This window comes from Vibrio fluvialis (genome assembly GCF_900460245.1).
Lineage (GTDB): Bacteria > Pseudomonadota > Gammaproteobacteria > Enterobacterales > Vibrionaceae > Vibrio > Vibrio fluvialis.
Map to the genome: position 1 here is coordinate 2127038 of NZ_UHIP01000001.1, position 19146 is coordinate 2146183.

Consider the following 19146-nt stretch of genomic DNA (forward strand, 5'->3'; position numbering starts at 1 on the left):
TAAGAGATTTATGACATTAAACCAATGGAATTGGCTCAGTGTTGGTGTGGCACTGACACTCTTCATGATTTTATAGAACATCTTTGCTTGCTGGCTCTACGGAGCATACAAAAGCCGCCGTCGTGCGGCTTTTGTGTTTGCAGCTTATTCCGCCAAACCTTGTGTTTTCAAATCACGCCCCCATTTATCTAGAAAAGCGCAAGCGTACAAGGAATCATCATGCAATCACCTCATATTACTGACGTAACCCAACACAACTTTCGCGAAGTGATAGAACGTTCGGCCTCCACGCCCATCCTGTTCTATTTCTGGGCACCGATGAGTGACGAAAGCGCTCAACTTATTCCAGCGCTACAACAGCTTACTCAGCAATATGACGGTGCTTTCCAACTGGCACAATTGAACTGTCAGGAAGAGCAAGCCATCGCAGCACAATTTGGCATTCAGGCGTTGCCTACGATCGCGCTGTTCATTAACGGCCAGCCGGTCGATGGTTTGGGTGGCCCGCAGCCGATTGCCGCCATTCAAGAGATGCTTGACCGCCATTTACCAAGCCAAGACGAACGAACCTTGCAACAGGCGCTGACTCTGGTTCAAAACCAGCAGCAGGCTCAGGCGCTGCCACTGCTTCTGTCCTTGAGTGATGAATGGAAACGTAAAGGTGATGCGAAGCTGGCATTAGCCGACTGCTTCCTTGCAACCCAGCAATTCGAAGCGGCTAAAGCTGAGCTCGCCGCCATACCACTGGAATACCAGGACGGCTACTACAAGAGTTTGGTGGCCCGCCTGGAACTGCATGAGCAAGCGGCTGACAGCCCGGAAATTCAGGCGCTGGAAAGTACATTTGCACAAGACAATTCCAACGCAAAAGTAGCGATTGAATTAGCCACTCAATATCATCAGGTGCAACGTGACGAGGAAGCTCTTGAGCTACTGTGGTCGTTCCTCAAGCGCGATCTGAATACACTTGATGGCGATATGAAGAAGATCTTTATGGACATCCTTAACGCGCTTGGCCAGAGTAATAGCACAGCCAGCCGCTATCGCAGACAGCTTTATTCGTTGCTTTATTAATAAAATTATTCGTTACATCATACAGTTAAGGCAGGTTATTCCTGCCTTATTTTTTGGATCAACACGAAGATTCGGTCACATTACGTTGTGACTCCAGCGGTTATCATTCACACTTTAGCCATTAATAAAAACCATCTAAGGAAACGTCATGGCAATAGATTCATTAGTCGCAATTGGTGTATTCGTCTTCGTTGTGATTTCATTTATCGCATCGGCAGTGAAAACCGTACCCCAAGGTAATAACTGGACCGTTGAACGCTTTGGGCGCTATACCCACTCTCTGAAACCTGGCCTAAACATCATCATTCCGTTTATCGACAGTATCGGACGCAAGATCAACATGATGGAGCGAGTTCTCGATATACCCGCGCAGGAAGTGATCAGTAAAGACAACGCGAATGTAGTGATTGATGCCGTGTGTTTTGTTCAAGTCATCGACGCCGCGAAAGCCGCTTATGAAGTCAATGATCTGGAGAATGCGATCCGTAACCTGACGTTGACCAATATGCGTACGGTGTTGGGTTCGATGGAACTCGACGAGATGCTCAGTCAGCGTGACATGATCAACACTAAACTGTTATCGATTGTCGACCAAGCGACCAATCCTTGGGGCGTGAAAGTCACCCGTATAGAAATCAAAGATGTACAGCCACCAGCTGATTTGACCTCTGCAATGAATGCGCAGATGAAAGCAGAACGTGAAAAGCGGGCATCCATTCTGGCTGCAGAAGGGGTTCGTCAGGCAGAAATTCTGCGAGCTGAAGGTCAGAAACAGTCTGAGATCCTGCGTGCCGAAGGTGAAAAGCAAGCTGCAATTCTGCAAGCCGAAGCGCGTGAACGTGCAGCTGAGGCCGAAGCAAAAGCAACCGAAATGGTGTCCAACGCGATCGCAAAAGGCGATATGCAGGCCGTCAACTACTTTATCGCTCAAGGCTATACTGAAGCGTTAAAATCGATCGGCCAGGCAGAAAACGGAAAGATCATCATGTTGCCACTCGAAGCCACTGGCTTAATGGGCTCTGTTGCGGGAATCGCTGAAATGTTTAAACAATCTGGTACGAAGAAGGTGGACCTTTGATTGACTGGCTACTCGAACTCAACCACTGGCACTGGCTGGCATTAGGGCTTGCATTGCTGGCAGCCGAACTGCTAGGAACAGCCGGGTACTGCTTATGGCTGGGCGTGTCGGCTCTGCTCGTCAGCGCCATCCTGCTGGTTGTTCCTGTCAGCTGGCAGTTACAATGGTCCTCGTTTGCGGCCTTCTCTCTGATTACCACCTGGTTATGGTGGCGCCGCCAACTGAGCAATGACAAACGCAGCGACGCAGGACGAACACTTAACCAGAAGCAAAAACAGCTAATCGGACAAACCGCCGTTGTCAGAGACGATGTCGATGCGGGCCAATTTCGTCTAGCGCTGGGCGATACCACTTGGCTCGCAGAGTGCCAAGAACCGTTGCATGCAGGTCAGCGAGTGACTGTCGTTGATGTCGACGGAACGATACTGAAAGTCGAGCCCAAGAAAATCAGCTGATTGCTGCTTGAGAATAAAAAAGGCCTTAAGGCCTTTTTTATTTATGCTGACAACAGTGTCCTTTAAGGTCATCAATGATGGGACAGTCGCTGTTTTCATCGCCAGGACATTCACGAATCCACTCTTCCAGCTGATCTTTAATTAAGGTTAACTCCTGAAGCTTTTGTGTGACTTGTTTGAGTTTAACTTGAGCCCGTTCTTTGACCGCTGAGCTTGTCCGTTCTGGGTCATTCGCCAGTGCCAGCATCGCTTTGCACTCATCGAGGGTAAAACCAACACGTTTACAGCGTGCAATCAATAACAGATCATCCACATGGCGCTGCCCGTAGTTTCGGTACCCATTCTCTGAGCGCAGTGGTGGCTGAATGAGACCTTTTTCCTCATACAGACGGACTGATTTTGCTGTCAATCCTGTTTTCTTCGCCACTTCACTAATGTTCATCATTGCATTCTCTCAACAACAAAAAAGGCATGGTCAACACCATGCCTCTTCTTATCTTAGTTGGCAATTATTCTTGGCTGATCAACCAAGATAAAATGGCCGCCTTTTGCGTCTTATCAGCTTTCTCATACCAGTAAGCCATCATTTCCAAAGGTTTACTGTCGGTTGTCATCGCCTGTTTAACTTCAGAGCGGTTACTGAATGCCCAATCAGCAAACTGCTTCTGATCCGCGGCGGTGCCTTCGTTAAACCAATATTGCACCATTTCCTCAGACTTACTGGCTGGTGCCTCATTGAGGATCTGAGGAGCCGCGATAACTGGCTGCTTATTATTGAGTACAAACTGTGCTTCCTGCTCGGCAGCGTCAAAATAGGCTTTCGGTACCCAGAATTGAATTTGGTTTTTGTTGGTTTTAGAGGACAACGAAAATTCTACGTTGTCACTGTCTAACTGAGACAAATAAACAGAATTTAACGGGAACTGGAACCACTGTGTAACAGTGCAGTGTTCAGTGCAGGTTTCTGCTAATGGTCGGTAGTTATTCAGTGTATACTTCTTGCCGCCTAGGGTGACACTATCAAACTGATCATAGTTTTTAAAATAGGTAACATTCATATCAATGTAGGATTCGCTAACTTTAGTCTCAGCTGTTTTCGGAAAATTACCCACATAGTACAAATTAGATTTTACAATATCAGCACCCGTTATCGCTTTGGCATCAGGCGTGATGTCTTTAGTAATAACTTGTACATAGTTATGTCTTTCCTTCACCGACTTTGCCACATCATCAAATGAACTAGAACTGTCAAGACTACTGCATCCAACCATCAGCATGACTGTGGAAAATACCAAGGTAGTTCTAAAATGCTTCATACATAATTTCCTGTGTGCTTAGTCAAACACCGGCACAAGGCCGGCGTTTGAGTTTTGATTGAGAAAGACAGCGGTTTTGATTAGAAACCGTATTCAATACCTAGACGAACAAACGCAGTTTTGTCATCGGCATTGTATGCATCATGCTGACCCACTCGAAGATAAGGGACGAAACCGTTTTTCACGTACATCAGCTGCGCTGATAGCACTTCATCTTCGTCACCCAGTTTGTTGCCATCAACTTTTGATTCCAGGTTCGCTGCGTAACCGAGTTTGAAGCCCCATGGACCATTCCAGTATTGGCCGATGATTGAGTACTGGCCTTGCTTCGCTTCTTGTCCAGCGTATGCATCGTGCTTAGATTCACCTTCGTTGTATTTGTAAGCACCTGCCAAGCCGAAACCTGCTGGTAGAGGAAGTTCAAAACCTACGATGTAAGCAGTAGAATCGATCGAGCCACCACCATATTTAGAGTTTGATTCAAAGCCACCGTGCAGCGTTACGATGTCAGCGACATTGTAGTGAACCGCAGCACCAACGTGATCAGAGTCTTTTGTTGAAGTATCGCCACGACCCACAGAAACGTTAAATGTCAGACCGCCAAAAGCTGGAGAATCATAGCGAGCAATATCACCTTTACGGTCGTAGTGAGCTTTCACATCACCACCCCAGTCGAACACACGTCCTAGACCTGGGTTTGAGTAAGGCCAGTCAACAATTTCGTACAGAGGAGTCAGCATGCGACCAAAACGTACTTTACCCCAGTCACCTTGTAGACCTAGGAAAGTATCACGAGCGCCTAGTGTAGAACCTGTACCATCTTCACCCACGTAACCAGATTCGATCTGCATGAAAACATTCAGGTTTTCAAACATGTCTTTACTTGCGCGGAAACCGATACGTGATTCGTTTTCATAGTCGTAACCGCTGCTGTCTTCTTGGTAGATAACAGAGATAGCCGCGACACCGTATGCTTGAACGTTGAAATCAGAAAGAACACCAATTTGACCTGTCTCGCTCGCCGCGAATGCGCTAGTTGAAGCGATAGCCACTGCCGCACCTAATAGGGTACGTTTAAACATTTTGTCCATGGAAAACTCCTAAAAATAGATATAGCTGTTTTGTTATTCCCTCCCCCAAAGTTGGCCGCCGAGGGGAAGAAAATTTTCCTTACCAGAGTCTCTGTTCGATCCTCTTAAGTTTCTGCATACACCGGGTGTATCCATAGTGATAAGACTAACTTCGCCCTTTAAAACATCAATGAGAACTTAATTTTTGACTAAAAAAATATGAGCCATGACAAACTTTACCCAAGTAAGTGATCGAGATCTAAATCTTATTTCTAGTTTGAATGAAAAATATTATTTAAAATAAAATCAATAATTTATATAAATACAAAGATCGATTTTGTTGAAGTGCGTCGCATGAGGAACATTGCCATAATGACAAGTAAAGCGATAACTGCTTACCAGGGATGAGATACAGTAGCAAAAACGGAAAATAGCTGGCAGGTTATTTTTTTACAATAAAAAACCCCAGACATTACTGCCTGGGGTGTTCAATATATGGTCAAATAACTCAGCGAATCATATCGATAAGATCTTGTTCTCCGCGAATTTCGATACCAAGCTCTTGTGCTTTGGCTAACTTAGAACCCGCGGCTTCGCCAGCAAACAGAATATCAGTATTTTTAGACACGCTCCCCGTCACTTTTGCGCCTAATGCTTGCAACGCGGCTTTGGCATCATTACGAGATAATTGCGACAACGTTCCGGTCAAAACAACAACTTTCCCGGCCAATGGCTGCGGTTCATCCTCAGCTTTAGGCACAATTTCCTGCCAATGAATACCGAGTTCAAGCAACTCTTCCACGACTTTCTGGTTACGATCCTGAGCAAAGAACGCGTGAACATGACTTGCCACGATCGTACCGACATCAGGAACTTCGATTAGTTGCTCAACGCTTGCATCACGAATGGCATCAAGAGTCAGGAAATGATGCGCTAAGTTCATTGCCGTTGCTTCCCCGACTTCACGAATTCCCAGTGAATAGAGAAAACGTGCTAGCGTCGTTTCCTTCGATTCGTTGAGCGCAGTCACGATATTTTGCGCAGATTTTGGCCCCATGCGCTCAAGAATCGTCAACTCGCCTGCTCGCAATCTAAACAGGTCCGCTGGCGTCGTAACCATCTCTTTATCCACCAGCTGTTCGATAACTTTATCACCTAGACCATCGACATCCATAGCTTTGCGCGAGACAAAATGTTTCAGCGCTTCTTTACGCTGCGCCTGACACACCAAACCACCGCTGCATCGTGCCACAGCTTCGCCCTCAACGCGTTCAACATCGGATTGGCAAACTGGGCACTGGGCCGGAAAGAGGATATCACGCGCCGTCTCAGGGCGCAGCTCGCTGACCACTGACACGATCTGTGGTATCACGTCTCCAGCGCGGCGAATAATGACTGTGTCCCCGATTTTCACGCCCAAACGCTCGATTTCATCGGCATTGTGCAGCGTCGCATTGCTGACCGTTACGCCACCGACAAAAACAGGTTCCAGTTTTGCCACGGGCGTAATAGCGCCTGTGCGGCCAACCTGAAATTCAACATCATTCAGCACTGTCATCTCTTCCTGTGCCGGAAACTTGTATGCAATCGCCCAACGCGGCGCGCGCGCCACAAAACCCAGTTGTTCTTGCAATGCGATATCGTCAACTTTGATCACCACGCCATCAATCTCATATGGCAGATCTCCACGACGAGTCATGATGTCCTGATAATAGGCTTTTACCTCTTCCAGCGACTCGACCCTCTTAGTCTCAGGGCTCATTGGCAGCCCCCAGCCTTTGAGTTGCAGAAATCGCTCATAGTGGCTATCGACGAGTGTGCCGCCCTGAATCACACCTACGCTATACGCATAAAACGCCAGAGGACGTTTCGCGGTAATACGAGAATCAAGCTGACGCAAGCTACCTGCAGCTGCATTACGAGGGTTCACAAAGACTTTTTCGCCCTTCTTGAGCGCTTCAGCGTTCATTTTCTCAAAGCCGGCTTTTGGCATGAAAACTTCACCGCGCACTTCAATACGTGTCGGCCACCCCGAACCTTGCAGACGTAAGGGTATCGACTTGATGGTACGAACGTTTTCGGTAATATTCTCACCAGTGGTGCCATCACCACGGGTCGCGGCTTGAACCAACACGCCATCGACATACAACAGGCTGACCGCAAGGCCATCCAGTTTGGGCTCACAGCAGAATTTGGCCGCTTTGGCCGCAGGAACACGATCACCCATACGACGATGGAAACTGTTCAGCTCATTATCATCGAAAGCGTTATCCAAAGACAGCATTGGAATTTCGTGAGTGACCTGTTCAAAACCTGCCAAAGGTGCACCACCTACTCGCTGGCTTGGAGAATCAGGCGTCACCAATTCCGGATGCTGTGCTTCCAGATCCAATAACTCACGCATCAGACGGTCATATTCCACATCTGGAATGGTAGGATCATCTTCTACGTAATAACGTATCGCATGGTAATGCAGTGTTTCTTTCAGTTCGGTTAATCGTTGCTCTACGTTTTGCATTGTTCGTGCTTCTCTTGAATCATGAAAAAAGGCTCCGACACGGAGCCTTTGTTAAATCAATTTTATTACGCTTGTGCGGTTCTGGCGCGAAAATCGGTAATCTGCTTTCTGTAGGCCGCCAGACGATCCGGCGTCATCAGATTACGGGCATCATCCAGTACATTCGCGCCAAGGTCATCGGCCACTTGCTGCGCTGTTTTCAGCATCAGCTTAAAGTTCTGATCTGGTTCGCCAAAACATGGCAGCGTCATAAAGAACGAAATACCTTTTGTGGTGAACTCTGCCGGATCATCGTGCTTGAGCGTGCCTGGATGCATCATGTTCGCAACACTAAACAACACTTTACCCGTTCCAGACAAATCGGCGTGACGGTGGAAAATATCCATTTCGCCGTACAGCAGACCATTTTGTTGCAAGCTATCAAACAGTTTAGTGCCGACAAACGGTTCATTACCCGCGCAATGTACATTGAGCACGATGACCTGCATTTCTTCTTCAGCCGGTTGCTCAGCCACAGTTGCGGCTGGTTCGTCGATTTTCACTTCGTCGACGATGCCCGCTTCTGATGCTTCTTCTTTGCTTGCCGAAAACGCCGGCACATCATCAATTTCAGGCTCAGGCGTTTTGACCGTTGGTTCGTCAGTATCCACCGTTTCGTAGCCCGAAATCAGAGGATCGACTTCCGACGACTCATCGAGACCGAAATCAGGTTGTTTTCGGTCTTTACGAATAATTTCGTAATCATCTTCCGGTGCAAACGATCGAGAAGCAACCACATCGTCTGCTTCTGGTTCTACATCTATTCTGCCCAGCGGTTTATCACCAAACTTAGATTTCCCTTCTTTTTTACTGGTCCATAGACCATGAAATAGCAAAGCGGCTATCGCTAGCGCGCCAACAATAATGAGTACGAATCGCAATTCCTGCATCTTAAACTCTCAGTTTCTCGATTTTTGATGTCTGAGCTTCAACGCTTGTCGTGACGTCTGCCAAGGTAGGTTTTATCGGCTTATCGGGATACTCTACCAAAAGTCTTACCCTATTTAGAACAACTTAATGTTAGAAGTTGCATGTATGGCGTGATTTTTACCAAGCTTTTAATCCTTGGTCGCTTCGATACAATAGACAATCACTTACGTTAAATTAGCCCATTGTGTACGGAATATACTATGCAAGCTCAACAACGCTCAGGTTTAGGCTACTTCTTTTACGGGTTCGATATCGCCGTTTCTCCCGGGATTCGTCGCTTTGTCCTGATGCCATTGCTAACCAACATTCTGCTGGTTGGTGGCGCGCTTTACTACCTGTTTTCTCATCTTGATAGCTGGATTAATGACTGGATGGGCCAAATCCCTGACTGGCTATCCTGGCTCAGCTATATTCTTTGGCCTTTATTGGTGATTACCATTCTAGCGACGTTCTCCTATTTCTTCAGCACTCTGGCAAACTTTATCGCTGCGCCGTTCAATGGCCTGCTAGCCGAAAAAGTAGAAGAAAAACTGACCGGTAAAAAAGTCAATGACGATGGCGTGCTGGCGGTAGTTAAAGATGTGCCACGCATTATGGCGCGTGAATGGCGCAAACTCGTGTATGTACTGCCAAAAGCGATTGGTCTGTTCATTCTGCTGCTTATCCCAGCTTTGGGTCAAACATTGGGGCCGATTTTGTGGTTCATTTTCACGGCTTGGATGTTGGCTATTCAGTACTGCGATTATCCATTCGATAATCACAAAGTTGCCTTTAATGACATGCGTAACAGTTTGAAACAAAAGCAGGGTAAAGCCTACACGTTTGGTATGCTGGTTTCTGTGTTGACAACGATTCCGGTCGTCAACCTGCTTGTGATGCCTGTTGCGGTCTGTGGTGCGACCGCCATGTGGGTTAACGAATTCAGAGGGCAATATGTGAACCAATAGTCATTTCAGCAGCGCAAGCTGCTGAAATCTATTTCAAACCTATAAGTTATAACTTTTTAATCCTTTTACCTTTTTCATCGAGCACATATGCTCTATCGGTATCCACTAATGTATCGACATATCGATACCAAAACGTGCGTAATGAAGGAACATCACAATGAGCAAAATCTACGAAGACAACTCTCTGACCATTGGTAACACACCACTGGTTCGCCTGAACAAAGTCAGCAAAGGCAAAGTACTGGCTAAAATCGAATCACGTAACCCAAGCTTCAGCGTGAAATGCCGTATCGGTGCCAACATGATTTGGGATGCTGAGAAACAAGGCAAACTAAAACCAGGTATTGAACTAGTTGAGCCAACCAGTGGTAACACAGGTATTGCTCTGGCCTTCGTTGCAGCAGCTCGCGGTTACAAATTAACGCTAACAATGCCTGAGTCAATGAGCCTTGAGCGTCGCAAACTACTTAAAGCACTGGGTGCTAATCTGGTACTAACTGAAGCAGCGAAAGGGATGAAAGGCGCAATTTCAAAAGCAGAAGAAATTGTGGCAAGCAATCCGGAAAAATACCTGCTACTGCAACAGTTCGACAACCCAGCGAACCCTGCTATTCACGAAAAAACGACAGGTCCTGAAATTTGGGAAGCCACTGACGGTCAAGTAGACGTATTCGTTGCTGGTGTTGGTACTGGTGGTACATTGACAGGTACTAGCCGCTACATCAAAGGCGAGAAAGGCAAAGCCATCATCTCTGTTGCCGTAGAACCAGCTGAATCTCCTGTGATTAGCCAAGCACTTGCTGGCGACGAAATCAAACCTGCTCCACACAAAATTCAGGGTATCGGCGCGGGTTTCATCCCGGGTAACCTCGATTTAGAGCTCATTGACCGCGTAGAAACCGTGACATCAGACGAAGCGATCGAGATGGCTCGTCGTCTGATGGAAGAGGAAGGTATTCTGGCTGGTATTTCATCAGGCGCAGCAGTGGTTGCAGCAAATCGCCTTGCAGAACTTCCTGAATTTGAAGGAAAAACCATTGTAACTGTACTACCAAGCTCTGGTGAACGTTACTTGAGCACTGCCCTGTTTGCAGGCATTTTCACAGAGAAAGAAAACCAACAGTAACCTGTGGTGAAATCAATTTTTCGTTTAAAAAAGCCCCATTCAGGGGCTTTTTTGTTGATCCTTGCCTCACCTTTGGTAATATCAGCCATGTTTTATTTCTAGCTTCAAAATAAAGAAGCAGACAAGATTAGATTCGATGGCTCGAGTTCGCAAATGCGTGCAAAGGCGATTGGTTATTTTTAGACCAGTATCAGTTCTGACACGAAAAGCCCGTTACTGAACTAGCAGAAACGAGTGGTTACGGTTAAGCTAATTCTGGTTAACAAACTTACAAAAAATAAATTAATTGGGGTATAAAACATGTACGAGAAGCAAGTTGAAATCACTGCAGAAAACGGCCTTCACACTCGTCCAGCTGCACAGTTCGTTAAAGAAGCAAAAGCATTCGATGCGGACATTACTGTGACTTCTAACGGTAAAAGCGCTAGCGCAAAAAGCCTATTCAAGCTTCAGACTCTTGGCCTGGTTAAAGGCACTGTAGTGACTATCTCTGCAGAAGGTTCTCAAGCGAAAGAAGCGGTTGATCACCTAGTTGCTCTGATGGACCAACTTCACTAATTCGGTTCTTCCTTTCAAAGCCATTTTGCTCCCGCAAAGTGGCTTTGTTGGAAATAAACCAAAGAATACGCTAAATGTTATCGTTAGCGACGTCCATTTATCTCCCGTTTACAGTTGACCAATTTAAGGTAAGGCTATGATTTCAGGCATCCTAGCATCTCCTGGTATTGCTATTGGTAAAGCACTACTACTTCAAGAAGATGAAATTGTCCTAAACACTAACACCATTTCTGATGCTCAAGTTGACGCTGAAGTTCAGCGCTTCTACGACGCGCGCAACAAGTCTGCAGCGCAACTAGAAGTGATCAAGCAAAAAGCACTTGAAACATTTGGTGAAGAAAAAGAAGCCATCTTCGAAGGCCACATCATGCTGCTTGAAGATGAAGAGCTAGAAGAAGAAATTTTAGCGCTCATCAAAGATGAAAAGCTGACAGCAGACAACGCAATTCACACCGTGATTGAAGAGCAAGCAATGGCTCTTGAGTCTCTGGACGATGAATACCTTAAAGAGCGTGCAACGGATATCCGCGATATCGGTTCTCGTTTCGTTAAAAACGCTCTAGGCATCAACATTGTGTCACTTAGTGACATCAATGAAGAAGTAATTCTGGTGGCTTACGACCTGACACCTTCTGAGACTGCACAAATCAACCTGAACTACGTTCTGGGCTTTGTGTGTGATATCGGCGGTCGTACCTCTCATACATCTATCATGGCTCGCTCTCTTGAACTGCCTGCGATCGTTGGTACCAACAACATCACTGCGCAAGTGAAAAACGGCGACATGTTGATTCTGGATGCAATGAACAACAAGATCATTGTTAATCCAACTGACGCTGAGCTTGAAGAAGCCAAAGCAGTAAAAGCTGCGTTCCTGGCTGAGAAAGAAGAGCTGGCGAAGCTGAAAGATCTGCACGCAGAAACGCTAGACGGCCATCGTGTAGAAGTTTGCGGCAACATCGGTACAGTGAAAGACTGTGACGGCATCACCCGCAACGGCGGTGAAGGTGTTGGTCTGTACCGTACTGAATTCCTGTTCATGGATCGCGACGCACTGCCGACTGAAGAAGAACAGTATCAGGCATACAAAGAAGTTGCGGAAGCGATGGAAGGTCAAGCTGTCATCATCCGTACTATGGACATCGGCGGCGACAAAGACCTGCCGTATATGGACCTACCAAAAGAAATGAACCCGTTTCTGGGCTGGCGTGCAGTACGTATCAGCTTGGATCGTCGTGAAATTCTGCGTGACCAGCTACGTGGTATTCTGCGTGCATCAGCACACGGTAAACTGCGTATCATGTTCCCAATGATTATCTCTGTTGAAGAAATTCGTGCCCTGAAAGCAGCAATCGAAGAGTACAAAGCAGAACTGCGTGCTGAAGGCTTGGCATTCGACGAAAGCATCGAAATCGGTGTAATGGTTGAAACACCAGCTGCTGCAGCTATCGCACACCACCTGGCGAAAGAAGTGTCATTCTTCTCAATCGGTACCAACGACCTGACCCAGTATACGCTGGCCGTCGACCGCGGTAACGAAATGATTTCGCACCTATACAACCCACTGTCTCCAGCGGTACTGACTGTAATCAAACAAGTGATTGATGCGTCACACGCTGAAGGTAAGTGGACAGGTATGTGTGGTGAGCTGGCTGGTGACGAGCGCGCAACCCTTCTACTGTTAGGTATGGGTCTGGATGAATTCTCAATGAGCGGCATCTCTATCCCTAAAGTAAAGAAAGTGATCCGTAACTCTAACTTCGCTGAAGTGAAAGCGATGGCAGAAGAAGCACTTTCTCTACCGACAGCAGCAGAAATCGAAGCTTGCGTTGAAAAGTTCATCGCAGCGAAAGCTTAATAGTCTGTGAATACCAAAGACATAGGCGACTAAAAGTAGTCGTCTATTGTTTTTGATTGGTATACTATACTTCGACAGAATAAATCTAAACGTTAGGAGCATGACACAATGGGTCTGTTTGACAAACTTAAGAAGCTAGTCTCTGACGACAGCGCTGACGCGGGTGCAATTGAAATCATCGCACCTCTTTCTGGTGAAATTGTAAACATTGAAGACGTGCCAGATGTCGTGTTTGCTGAAAAAATCGTTGGTGATGGTATCGCTATCAAACCTGCGGGCAACAAAATGGTAGCTCCTGTTAACGGTACTATCGGTAAGATCTTCGAAACGAACCACGCGTTCTCTATCGAATCTGACGACGGCGTTGAGCTTTTTGTTCACTTCGGTATCGACACTGTTGAACTGAAAGGTGAAGGCTTCAAACGTATCGCTGAAGAAGGTCAATCAGTGAAAGTGGGCGACACTATCATTGAATTCGATCTGGCTCTGCTGGAAGAGAAAGCGAAATCAACTCTGACTCCTGTTGTTATTTCTAACATGGACGAAATCAAAGAGCTGAACAAACTGTCTGGTTCTGTGACAGTTGGTGAAACTCCAGTTCTGCGTGTAACTAAGTAATTTAGTCTGCATTCATAAAAAAACGCTGCGATATCGCAGCGTTTTTTGTTTGTAGCTTTGTCACTATAGTCCTAATGCGTAGCGCAGAACTTGTTCTTTGACCGGGCCTGCATGTTCAGCGATTTTCAGCGCGGCATTACGAACCAACTTCAGCGGTGCCACATCATTACTAAACACTTTATAGAAAAAATCCATCCCGGTTTGCATCAGTAAATTATCTGGGCGGCGTCGGCGCTCGTAACGCTGGAATTGAGCCAGTGTCAATACCTCCTGTCCTTGAGTTACTTCCAGCATCGCTGCCACATCTTTGAATCCCAAGTTAACGCCCTGCCCTGCCAGCGGATTGATGGTATGAGCAGAATCCCCGACCAATACACATCGATTACGAACATAGCTTTGTGCATGACGACGCGTGAGCGGGAAAGAGCCGTGCTGCAGCACGGAGATATCACCGAGCTCTGCGGGAAAATGACTGACAATCTCTTGTTTCAACTGCGTAGGATTCATTTGGCTCAATTGCTTAATACGCTGCGGTGCGTCATACCATACCAGCGACGCCTGATGTCCATTCAAAGGTAAGAACGACCGTGGGCCAGACGGAAAGAATTGCTGCCAGGTGACATCCTGCTGTGGTTTTTCGGTTTCAACGTTAATCAGCATGCAGTGCTGACGGTAATCCCACGCCGTCACGCCAATACCAGCCAACTCTCGCACGCGCGAATTCGCGCCATCCGCGCCGATGATCCAGTCACAGTGCAGAACCGTGCCAGATTGCAGAGTCACAACGTGGGTATCACCAAAGGTAATGTCTTTTAACGTATCAGGGCAAAGCAGCGTCACATTGGGGTAATCGGCAAACTGTTCCCACAAACCCAATTGGATCAGGCGGTTTTCCACCATGTAACCCAACTGCTCTAACCCCAACGATTCACTGGAAAATCGCGTACGACACTCTGGGTGGTCCCACGTTTCCAAACCGCGATAAGGGCATACCCGTTTAGAGGCAATCGCGTCCCAAGCTCCCAAAGAGGTCAGCAGATCAACCGAGGTTTGAGAAATGGCAGAAATGCGCACATCCATCGGTTGCGATTCGTCATAAGGTTGAGGCTCAAATCCTTCGACCACGGCCACTCGACGGCCCTGTTTGGCAAATCCAATCGCGGCAGCGGCACCGACCATTCCGCCGCCAATTACCACAATGTCAAAATCGTTCATCGTTACTACTTCTGTTTTGGCTGAGCTACACGCAAGTTATTGTACGTAGCGGGACTTTTTTTGCGAACGATTTTGTTAAAAAACCTTGGTCCAAGCAGGGTAAAAAGCCAGAAGCCACAATGGTTGCAAGAGATTTAGCCCGATCACTGGTCACTGAAAGTTGAAAGCAGTACAATACGCCGCTTACCGTCGAGAAGGCGGCTAAAATTTAGTCATCGACAAGCGATTTTCGGTGACTTTCTGGAAACATTGGGCGATTTGCTCCCTTAATTTAAACTAACGATCGAGCGAACAACATGAGTAAAAAACTGCTAATCAAAACCTGGGGCTGCCAGATGAACGAATACGATTCATCAAAAATGGCCGACCTGCTTAACGCTACAAACGGCTATGAGCTGACCGAAGAGCCAGAGGAAGCAGACGTACTTCTACTTAACACCTGTTCGATTCGCGAAAAAGCGCAAGAGAAAGTATTCCACCAGCTTGGCCGTTGGAAAACGTTGAAAGATAAGAAGCCAGGCGTGGTGATCGGCGTAGGCGGCTGTGTGGCGACTCAAGAAGGCGACCACATTCGTGATCGCGCACCCTTTGTAGACGTTATCTTTGGCCCACAGACGCTACACCGTCTGCCAGAAATGATTAAACAGTCACAAACTGACGATGCGCCGGTGATGGATATTTCTTTCCCGGAAATCGAAAAATTCGACCGTCTGCCGGAACCACGCGCAGAAGGCCCAACCGCCTTTGTCTCCATTATGGAAGGCTGTTCAAAATACTGCACATACTGCGTCGTGCCGTACACGCGTGGTGAAGAAGTGAGCCGTCCAATGGACGACGTGCTGTTTGAAATTGCACAACTTGCTGAACAGGGCGTCCGTGAAGTCAACCTGCTGGGTCAAAACGTGAACGCGTACCGTGGCCCAATGCACGATGGCACCATCTGTTCATTCGCAGAATTGTTGCGCCTCGTGGCCTCAATCGATGGCATCGATCGCATTCGCTTTACCACCAGCCACCCGTTGGAGTTCACTGACGACATCATCGCAGTGTACGAAGACACGCCAGAACTGGTGAGCTTCCTGCACTTGCCTGTTCAAAGCGGCAGCGATCGCATTCTGACGATGATGAAGCGTCCGCACACAGGCATCGAGTACAAGTCGATCATTCGTAAGCTGCGTAAAGCGCGCCCGGATATTCAGATCAGTTCAGACTTCATCGTTGGCTTCCCTGGCGAGTCGGATAAAGACTTCCAAGACACCATGAAGCTGATCCGCGATGTCGATTTTGACATGAGCTTTAGCTTTATCTTCTCACCGCGTCCGGGTACACCAGCGGCCGATTACCCATGTGATCTGTCTGAGGAAACGAAGAAAGAGCGTCTGTATGAACTGCAACAACAAATCAACGCCCAAGCCATGCGTTACTCTCGCCTGATGATGGGTACAGAGCAACGTATTCTGGTTGAAGGCCCTTCGAAGAAAAACCTGATGGAACTTCGTGGTCGTACAGAAAACAACCGTGTAGTAAACTTTGAAGGACCGGCAGAACTTATCGGCCAGTTCGTAGACGTGAAAATTGTCGATGTATTCCCGAACTCTTTACGTGGTGAACTCGTACGAACTGAGAAAGAAATGAACCTGCGTGTGGTCACTTCCCCATCGGAAATGATGGCCAAAACGCGTCGTGAGGATGAGCTGGGAGTCGCTACTTTTACTCCGTAAGCTCGTATAAACTGTCATGGATGCCCGGTCGAAATCGGGCATCCGGATATGACACACTGAGAGGCTAATTTGAGCAATAAAATCGTTACTTTAGAGATCAATCTCGAACCTTCAGACAACCGCCGTCTTGCCAGTCTGTGCGGCCCTTTCGATGACAATATCAAACATTTAGAACGTCGTTTACGCGTTGAAATCAATCATCGCAGTAACTATTTCACTATCGTCGGTAAAGCGCACACCGCTGCTGCTGCACTCGACATCATCAAAACCTTGTACGTCGATACGGCTCCTGTTCGTGGTGAAATTCCTGATATCGAACCAGAACAAATTCATCTGTCGATCAAAGAATCCGGCGTCCTGGAACAAAACACCGAATCCGCTATTGCCCATGGCAAAGAAGTGTTCGTGAAAACCAAAAAAGGCGTGATCAAGCCGCGTACGCCAAATCAGGCTCAGTATCTGGTGAACATGGTGACTCATGACATCACCTTTGGTATCGGTCCTGCGGGTACCGGTAAAACATATTTGGCGGTAGCGGCTGCGGTTGATGCTCTGGAACGTCAGGAAATTCGCCGTATTCTGCTGACCCGTCCAGCAGTTGAAGCAGGTGAAAAACTGGGCTTCCTGCCCGGGGACCTGAACCAGAAAGTCGACCCTTACTTGCGCCCGTTGTACGACGCACTGTTTGAAATGTTAGGTTTTGAACGGGTTGAAAAACTGATTGAACGCAACGTCATTGAAGTCGCCCCGCTGGCGTACATGCGTGGTCGTACGTTGAACGATGCCTTCATCATTCTCGATGAAAGCCAGAACACCACGGTTGAACAGATGAAAATGTTCCTGACCCGTATCGGTTTTAACTCGCGCGCGGTCATTACCGGCGACGTGACTCAGATTGACTTGCCTCGCGGCGCAAAATCGGGGTTGCGCCATGCGATTGAAGTATTGAATGAAGTCGATGAAATCAGCTTCAACTTCTTCCTGGCCGATGACGTTGTTCGTCACCCTGTGGTTGCCCGGATAGTCAATGCGTACGAGAAATGGGAAGCGCAAGACCAGAAAGAACGCAAAGAGTACGAGAAACGTCGCCGCGAAGAACGTGAGTCCAAATTGCTGGAAATGCAAAAAGCTGAACTAACGGCACCGCACAATGCATTAGAGGAATCTGGCGAGTCATGAGCATTGAACTCGATTTACAACTGGCCGTCGACAGTGGCGACGGCCTGCCAACATTTGAACAGTTTGCCATCTGGCTGCAAGCGGCCGTTGCTCCCTTCCAGCCTCAGGCGGAAGTAACAATTCGCATTGTGGATGAGCCGGAAAGCCATCAGCTCAATCTCGAATATCGCGGTAAAGATAAGCCAACCAACGTGTTGTCTTTCCCGTTTGAAGCGCCTCCGGGCATGGAGCTTGATCTGCTGGGTGACCTGATCATTTGTCGCCAGGTGGTTGAGCAGGAAGCAGTTGAGCAAAACAAGCCCCTGCTGGCACACTGGGCGCATATGGTTGTACATGGTAGTCTTCATCTGCTAGGTTATGACCATATTGAGGATGACGAAGCTGAAGAGATGGAGTCCCTCGAAACGGAAATCATGCAAAATATGGGCTTTGAAGACCCGTATTTGGCTGAGAAAATCTAGCTCACGCACCACAGAAAAATGTCGTGAGCTGGCATGTGAGCTATCACACATCTGATAGCGTTATTGAATAGAGTAACAATGAACGAAGATAATTCGCAGAATTCTGACGGTCCGAGTAGAAAGTCCTTCTTTGAACGCCTAGGTCAGTTATTTCAGGGAGAACCTAAGGATCGCCAAGAACTGGTTGACGTGATCCGCGACTCTGAAGTCAATGACCTGATTGACCACGACACCCGCGACATGCTGGAAGGTGTCATGGAAATAGCTGAGATGCGTGTAAGGGATATCATGATTCCGCGCTCTCAGATGGTCACCATCGAACGTACAGATAATCTGGATTCGCTGGTTGCACTGATTACCGATGCTCAGCACTCACGCTACCCGGTGGTTAGTGAAGATAAAGACCATGTAGAAGGCATTCTGCTTGCGAAGGACTTACTTAAATACTTAGGTTCCAATAGCTCCCCGTTCAACATTGAAGAAGTGATCCGCCCAGCCGTGGTGGTTCCAGAAAGTAAACGCGTCGATCGCCTGCTAAAAGAGTTCCGTGAGGAACGATATCACATGGCGATTGTCGTAGATGAGTTCGGGGGCGTCTCTGGTCTAGTGACCATTGAAGACATTCTGGAAGAAATCGTTGGCGATATCGAAGATGAGTTCGACGACGAAGAGCAACTGGATATCCGTAAGCTCAGCAAACACACTTACGCGGTGAAGGCGCTGACCACCATCGAAGAGTTTAACAACACCTTCGGTACCCGCTTCAGCGATGAAGAGGTGGATACGGTAGGCGGATTGGTAATGACTGCTTTCGGTCACTTGCCAGCACGCGGTGAAGTGGTAGAAATTGATCGTTACAATTTTAAGGTCACTGCTGCAGACAACCGCCGAGTGGTTCAACTTCAGGTAACCGTCCCCGATATGGAAACTCTTCCGGAGATCGCCGAAGAGTAGTTCGAAGCTCCTCTTACTCTGTAAGAGCA

Annotated in this window: 18 protein-coding genes; 12 read left to right on the forward strand and 6 right to left on the reverse strand. The window is 47.5% G+C overall.

Annotated features, from left to right (window positions below; genetic code table 11):
* Positions 1–219 precede the first annotated feature (219 nt).
* From DYA43_RS10000 to DYA43_RS10010, 3 genes are all read left to right on the forward strand, one after another.
* Positions 220–1074: a co-chaperone YbbN gene (locus tag DYA43_RS10000; protein ID WP_020327980.1), complete on the forward strand. Its 855-nt coding sequence runs from the start codon at positions 220–222 to the stop codon at positions 1072–1074.
* A 148-nt stretch (positions 1075–1222) separates the two neighbouring features.
* Positions 1223–2152, forward strand: coding sequence for an SPFH domain-containing protein (locus DYA43_RS10005; protein WP_020327981.1), 930 nt, complete (start codon positions 1223–1225; stop codon positions 2150–2152).
* Positions 2149–2607 carry an NfeD family protein gene (locus tag DYA43_RS10010; protein WP_020327982.1) on the forward strand — a complete coding sequence of 153 codons (459 nt, stop codon included), beginning with the start codon at positions 2149–2151 and terminating at the stop codon, positions 2605–2607. Before DYA43_RS10005 ends, DYA43_RS10010 begins: the two co-directional genes overlap by 4 nt.
* Before the next feature lie 37 nt (positions 2608–2644).
* Here the strand turns inward: DYA43_RS10010 and cueR are convergent, their stop codons facing one another.
* From cueR to zipA, 5 genes are all read right to left on the reverse strand, one after another.
* Positions 2645–3049, reverse strand: coding sequence for a Cu(I)-responsive transcriptional regulator (gene cueR / locus DYA43_RS10015; RefSeq protein ID WP_020431870.1), 405 nt, complete (start codon positions 3047–3049; stop codon positions 2645–2647).
* A 67-nt stretch (positions 3050–3116) separates the two neighbouring features.
* On the reverse strand, positions 3117–3923 hold the full coding sequence (locus tag DYA43_RS10020) for a DUF2057 domain-containing protein (protein ID WP_061056746.1): 807 nt from the start codon (positions 3921–3923) through the stop codon (positions 3117–3119).
* Between the two features lie 80 nt (positions 3924–4003).
* Positions 4004–5014, reverse strand: a complete 1011-nt coding sequence (locus DYA43_RS10025; protein WP_061056747.1) for a porin — start codon at positions 5012–5014, stop codon at positions 4004–4006.
* A gap of 487 nt (positions 5015–5501) precedes the next feature.
* Positions 5502–7511, reverse strand: a complete 2010-nt coding sequence (gene ligA, locus DYA43_RS10030) for an NAD-dependent DNA ligase LigA (protein ID WP_061056748.1) — start codon at positions 7509–7511, stop codon at positions 5502–5504.
* 65 nt (positions 7512–7576) lie between these two features.
* Positions 7577–8440, reverse strand: a complete 864-nt coding sequence (gene zipA / locus DYA43_RS10035; RefSeq protein WP_020327987.1) for a cell division protein ZipA — start codon at positions 8438–8440, stop codon at positions 7577–7579.
* Positions 8441–8680: 240 nt separating this feature from the next.
* Between zipA and cysZ the strand changes: the two genes are divergently transcribed.
* From cysZ to crr, 5 genes are all read left to right on the forward strand, one after another.
* Positions 8681–9427 carry a sulfate transporter CysZ gene (gene cysZ, locus DYA43_RS10040; protein WP_061056749.1) on the forward strand — a complete coding sequence of 249 codons (747 nt, stop codon included), beginning with the start codon at positions 8681–8683 and terminating at the stop codon, positions 9425–9427.
* A 157-nt stretch (positions 9428–9584) separates the two neighbouring features.
* Positions 9585–10553, forward strand: a complete 969-nt coding sequence (gene cysK / locus DYA43_RS10045) for a cysteine synthase A (RefSeq protein ID WP_024373356.1) — start codon at positions 9585–9587, stop codon at positions 10551–10553.
* Between the two features lie 300 nt (positions 10554–10853).
* Positions 10854–11111, forward strand: coding sequence for an HPr family phosphocarrier protein (locus DYA43_RS10055; RefSeq protein WP_020327990.1), 258 nt, complete (start codon positions 10854–10856; stop codon positions 11109–11111).
* 136 nt (positions 11112–11247) lie between these two features.
* Positions 11248–12969, forward strand: a complete 1722-nt coding sequence (gene ptsI / locus DYA43_RS10060) for a phosphoenolpyruvate-protein phosphotransferase PtsI (RefSeq protein ID WP_024373355.1) — start codon at positions 11248–11250, stop codon at positions 12967–12969.
* Between the two features lie 108 nt (positions 12970–13077).
* Positions 13078–13587, forward strand: a complete 510-nt coding sequence (crr, locus tag DYA43_RS10065; RefSeq protein WP_014205560.1) for a PTS glucose transporter subunit IIA — start codon at positions 13078–13080, stop codon at positions 13585–13587.
* 63 nt (positions 13588–13650) lie between these two features.
* Here the strand turns inward: crr and DYA43_RS10070 are convergent, their stop codons facing one another.
* A complete protein-coding gene (locus DYA43_RS10070) occupies positions 13651–14802 on the reverse strand; it encodes a 2-octaprenyl-3-methyl-6-methoxy-1,4-benzoquinol hydroxylase (RefSeq protein ID WP_061056750.1) in 1152 nt (383 codons plus the stop codon).
* Between the two features lie 296 nt (positions 14803–15098).
* Between DYA43_RS10070 and miaB the strand changes: the two genes are divergently transcribed.
* The 4 genes from miaB (at position 15099) to corC (ending at position 19117) form a co-directional block, all read left to right on the forward strand.
* Entirely contained in the window at positions 15099–16523 is a 1425-nt protein-coding gene (gene miaB / locus DYA43_RS10075) for a tRNA (N6-isopentenyl adenosine(37)-C2)-methylthiotransferase MiaB (RefSeq protein WP_020327993.1), read from the forward strand.
* A gap of 69 nt (positions 16524–16592) precedes the next feature.
* A complete protein-coding gene (locus DYA43_RS10080) occupies positions 16593–17702 on the forward strand; it encodes a PhoH family protein (RefSeq protein ID WP_061056751.1) in 1110 nt (369 codons plus the stop codon).
* Positions 17699–18163, forward strand: coding sequence for an rRNA maturation RNase YbeY (gene ybeY / locus DYA43_RS10085; protein WP_061056752.1), 465 nt, complete (start codon positions 17699–17701; stop codon positions 18161–18163). Before DYA43_RS10080 ends, ybeY begins: the two co-directional genes overlap by 4 nt.
* 78 nt (positions 18164–18241) lie before the next feature.
* Positions 18242–19117 (forward strand): CNNM family magnesium/cobalt transport protein CorC, encoded by an 876-nt coding sequence (gene corC, locus DYA43_RS10090; protein ID WP_020327996.1) that lies wholly within the window; start codon positions 18242–18244, stop codon positions 19115–19117.
* Positions 19118–19146: the final 29 nt, after the last annotated feature.

Excerpts from the sequence above, each read along its gene's own strand:
- ligA (WP_061056748.1), bottom strand. The coding sequence starts at position 7,511 with ATGCAAAACGTAGAGCAACGATTAACCGAACTGAAAGAAACACTGCAT.
- miaB (WP_020327993.1), top strand. The coding sequence starts at position 15,099 with ATGAGTAAAAAACTGCTAATCAAAACCTGGGGCTGCCAGATGAACGAA.
- DYA43_RS10070 (WP_061056750.1), bottom strand. The coding sequence starts at position 14,802 with ATGAACGATTTTGACATTGTGGTAATTGGCGGCGGAATGGTCGGTGCC.
- cueR (WP_020431870.1), bottom strand. The coding sequence starts at position 3,049 with ATGAACATTAGTGAAGTGGCGAAGAAAACAGGATTGACAGCAAAATCA.
- DYA43_RS10005 (WP_020327981.1), top strand. The coding sequence starts at position 1,223 with ATGGCAATAGATTCATTAGTCGCAATTGGTGTATTCGTCTTCGTTGTG.
- zipA (WP_020327987.1), bottom strand. The coding sequence starts at position 8,440 with ATGCAGGAATTGCGATTCGTACTCATTATTGTTGGCGCGCTAGCGATA.
- cysZ (WP_061056749.1), top strand. The coding sequence starts at position 8,681 with ATGCAAGCTCAACAACGCTCAGGTTTAGGCTACTTCTTTTACGGGTTC.
- ybeY (WP_061056752.1), top strand. The coding sequence starts at position 17,699 with ATGAGCATTGAACTCGATTTACAACTGGCCGTCGACAGTGGCGACGGC.
- DYA43_RS10020 (WP_061056746.1), bottom strand. The coding sequence starts at position 3,923 with ATGAAGCATTTTAGAACTACCTTGGTATTTTCCACAGTCATGCTGATG.
- ptsI (WP_024373355.1), top strand. The coding sequence starts at position 11,248 with ATGATTTCAGGCATCCTAGCATCTCCTGGTATTGCTATTGGTAAAGCA.
- DYA43_RS10025 (WP_061056747.1), bottom strand. The coding sequence starts at position 5,014 with ATGGACAAAATGTTTAAACGTACCCTATTAGGTGCGGCAGTGGCTATC.
- cysK (WP_024373356.1), top strand. The coding sequence starts at position 9,585 with ATGAGCAAAATCTACGAAGACAACTCTCTGACCATTGGTAACACACCA.
- DYA43_RS10000 (WP_020327980.1), top strand. The coding sequence starts at position 220 with ATGCAATCACCTCATATTACTGACGTAACCCAACACAACTTTCGCGAA.
- DYA43_RS10055 (WP_020327990.1), top strand. The coding sequence starts at position 10,854 with ATGTACGAGAAGCAAGTTGAAATCACTGCAGAAAACGGCCTTCACACT.
- corC (WP_020327996.1), top strand. The coding sequence starts at position 18,242 with ATGAACGAAGATAATTCGCAGAATTCTGACGGTCCGAGTAGAAAGTCC.
- crr (WP_014205560.1), top strand. The coding sequence starts at position 13,078 with ATGGGTCTGTTTGACAAACTTAAGAAGCTAGTCTCTGACGACAGCGCT.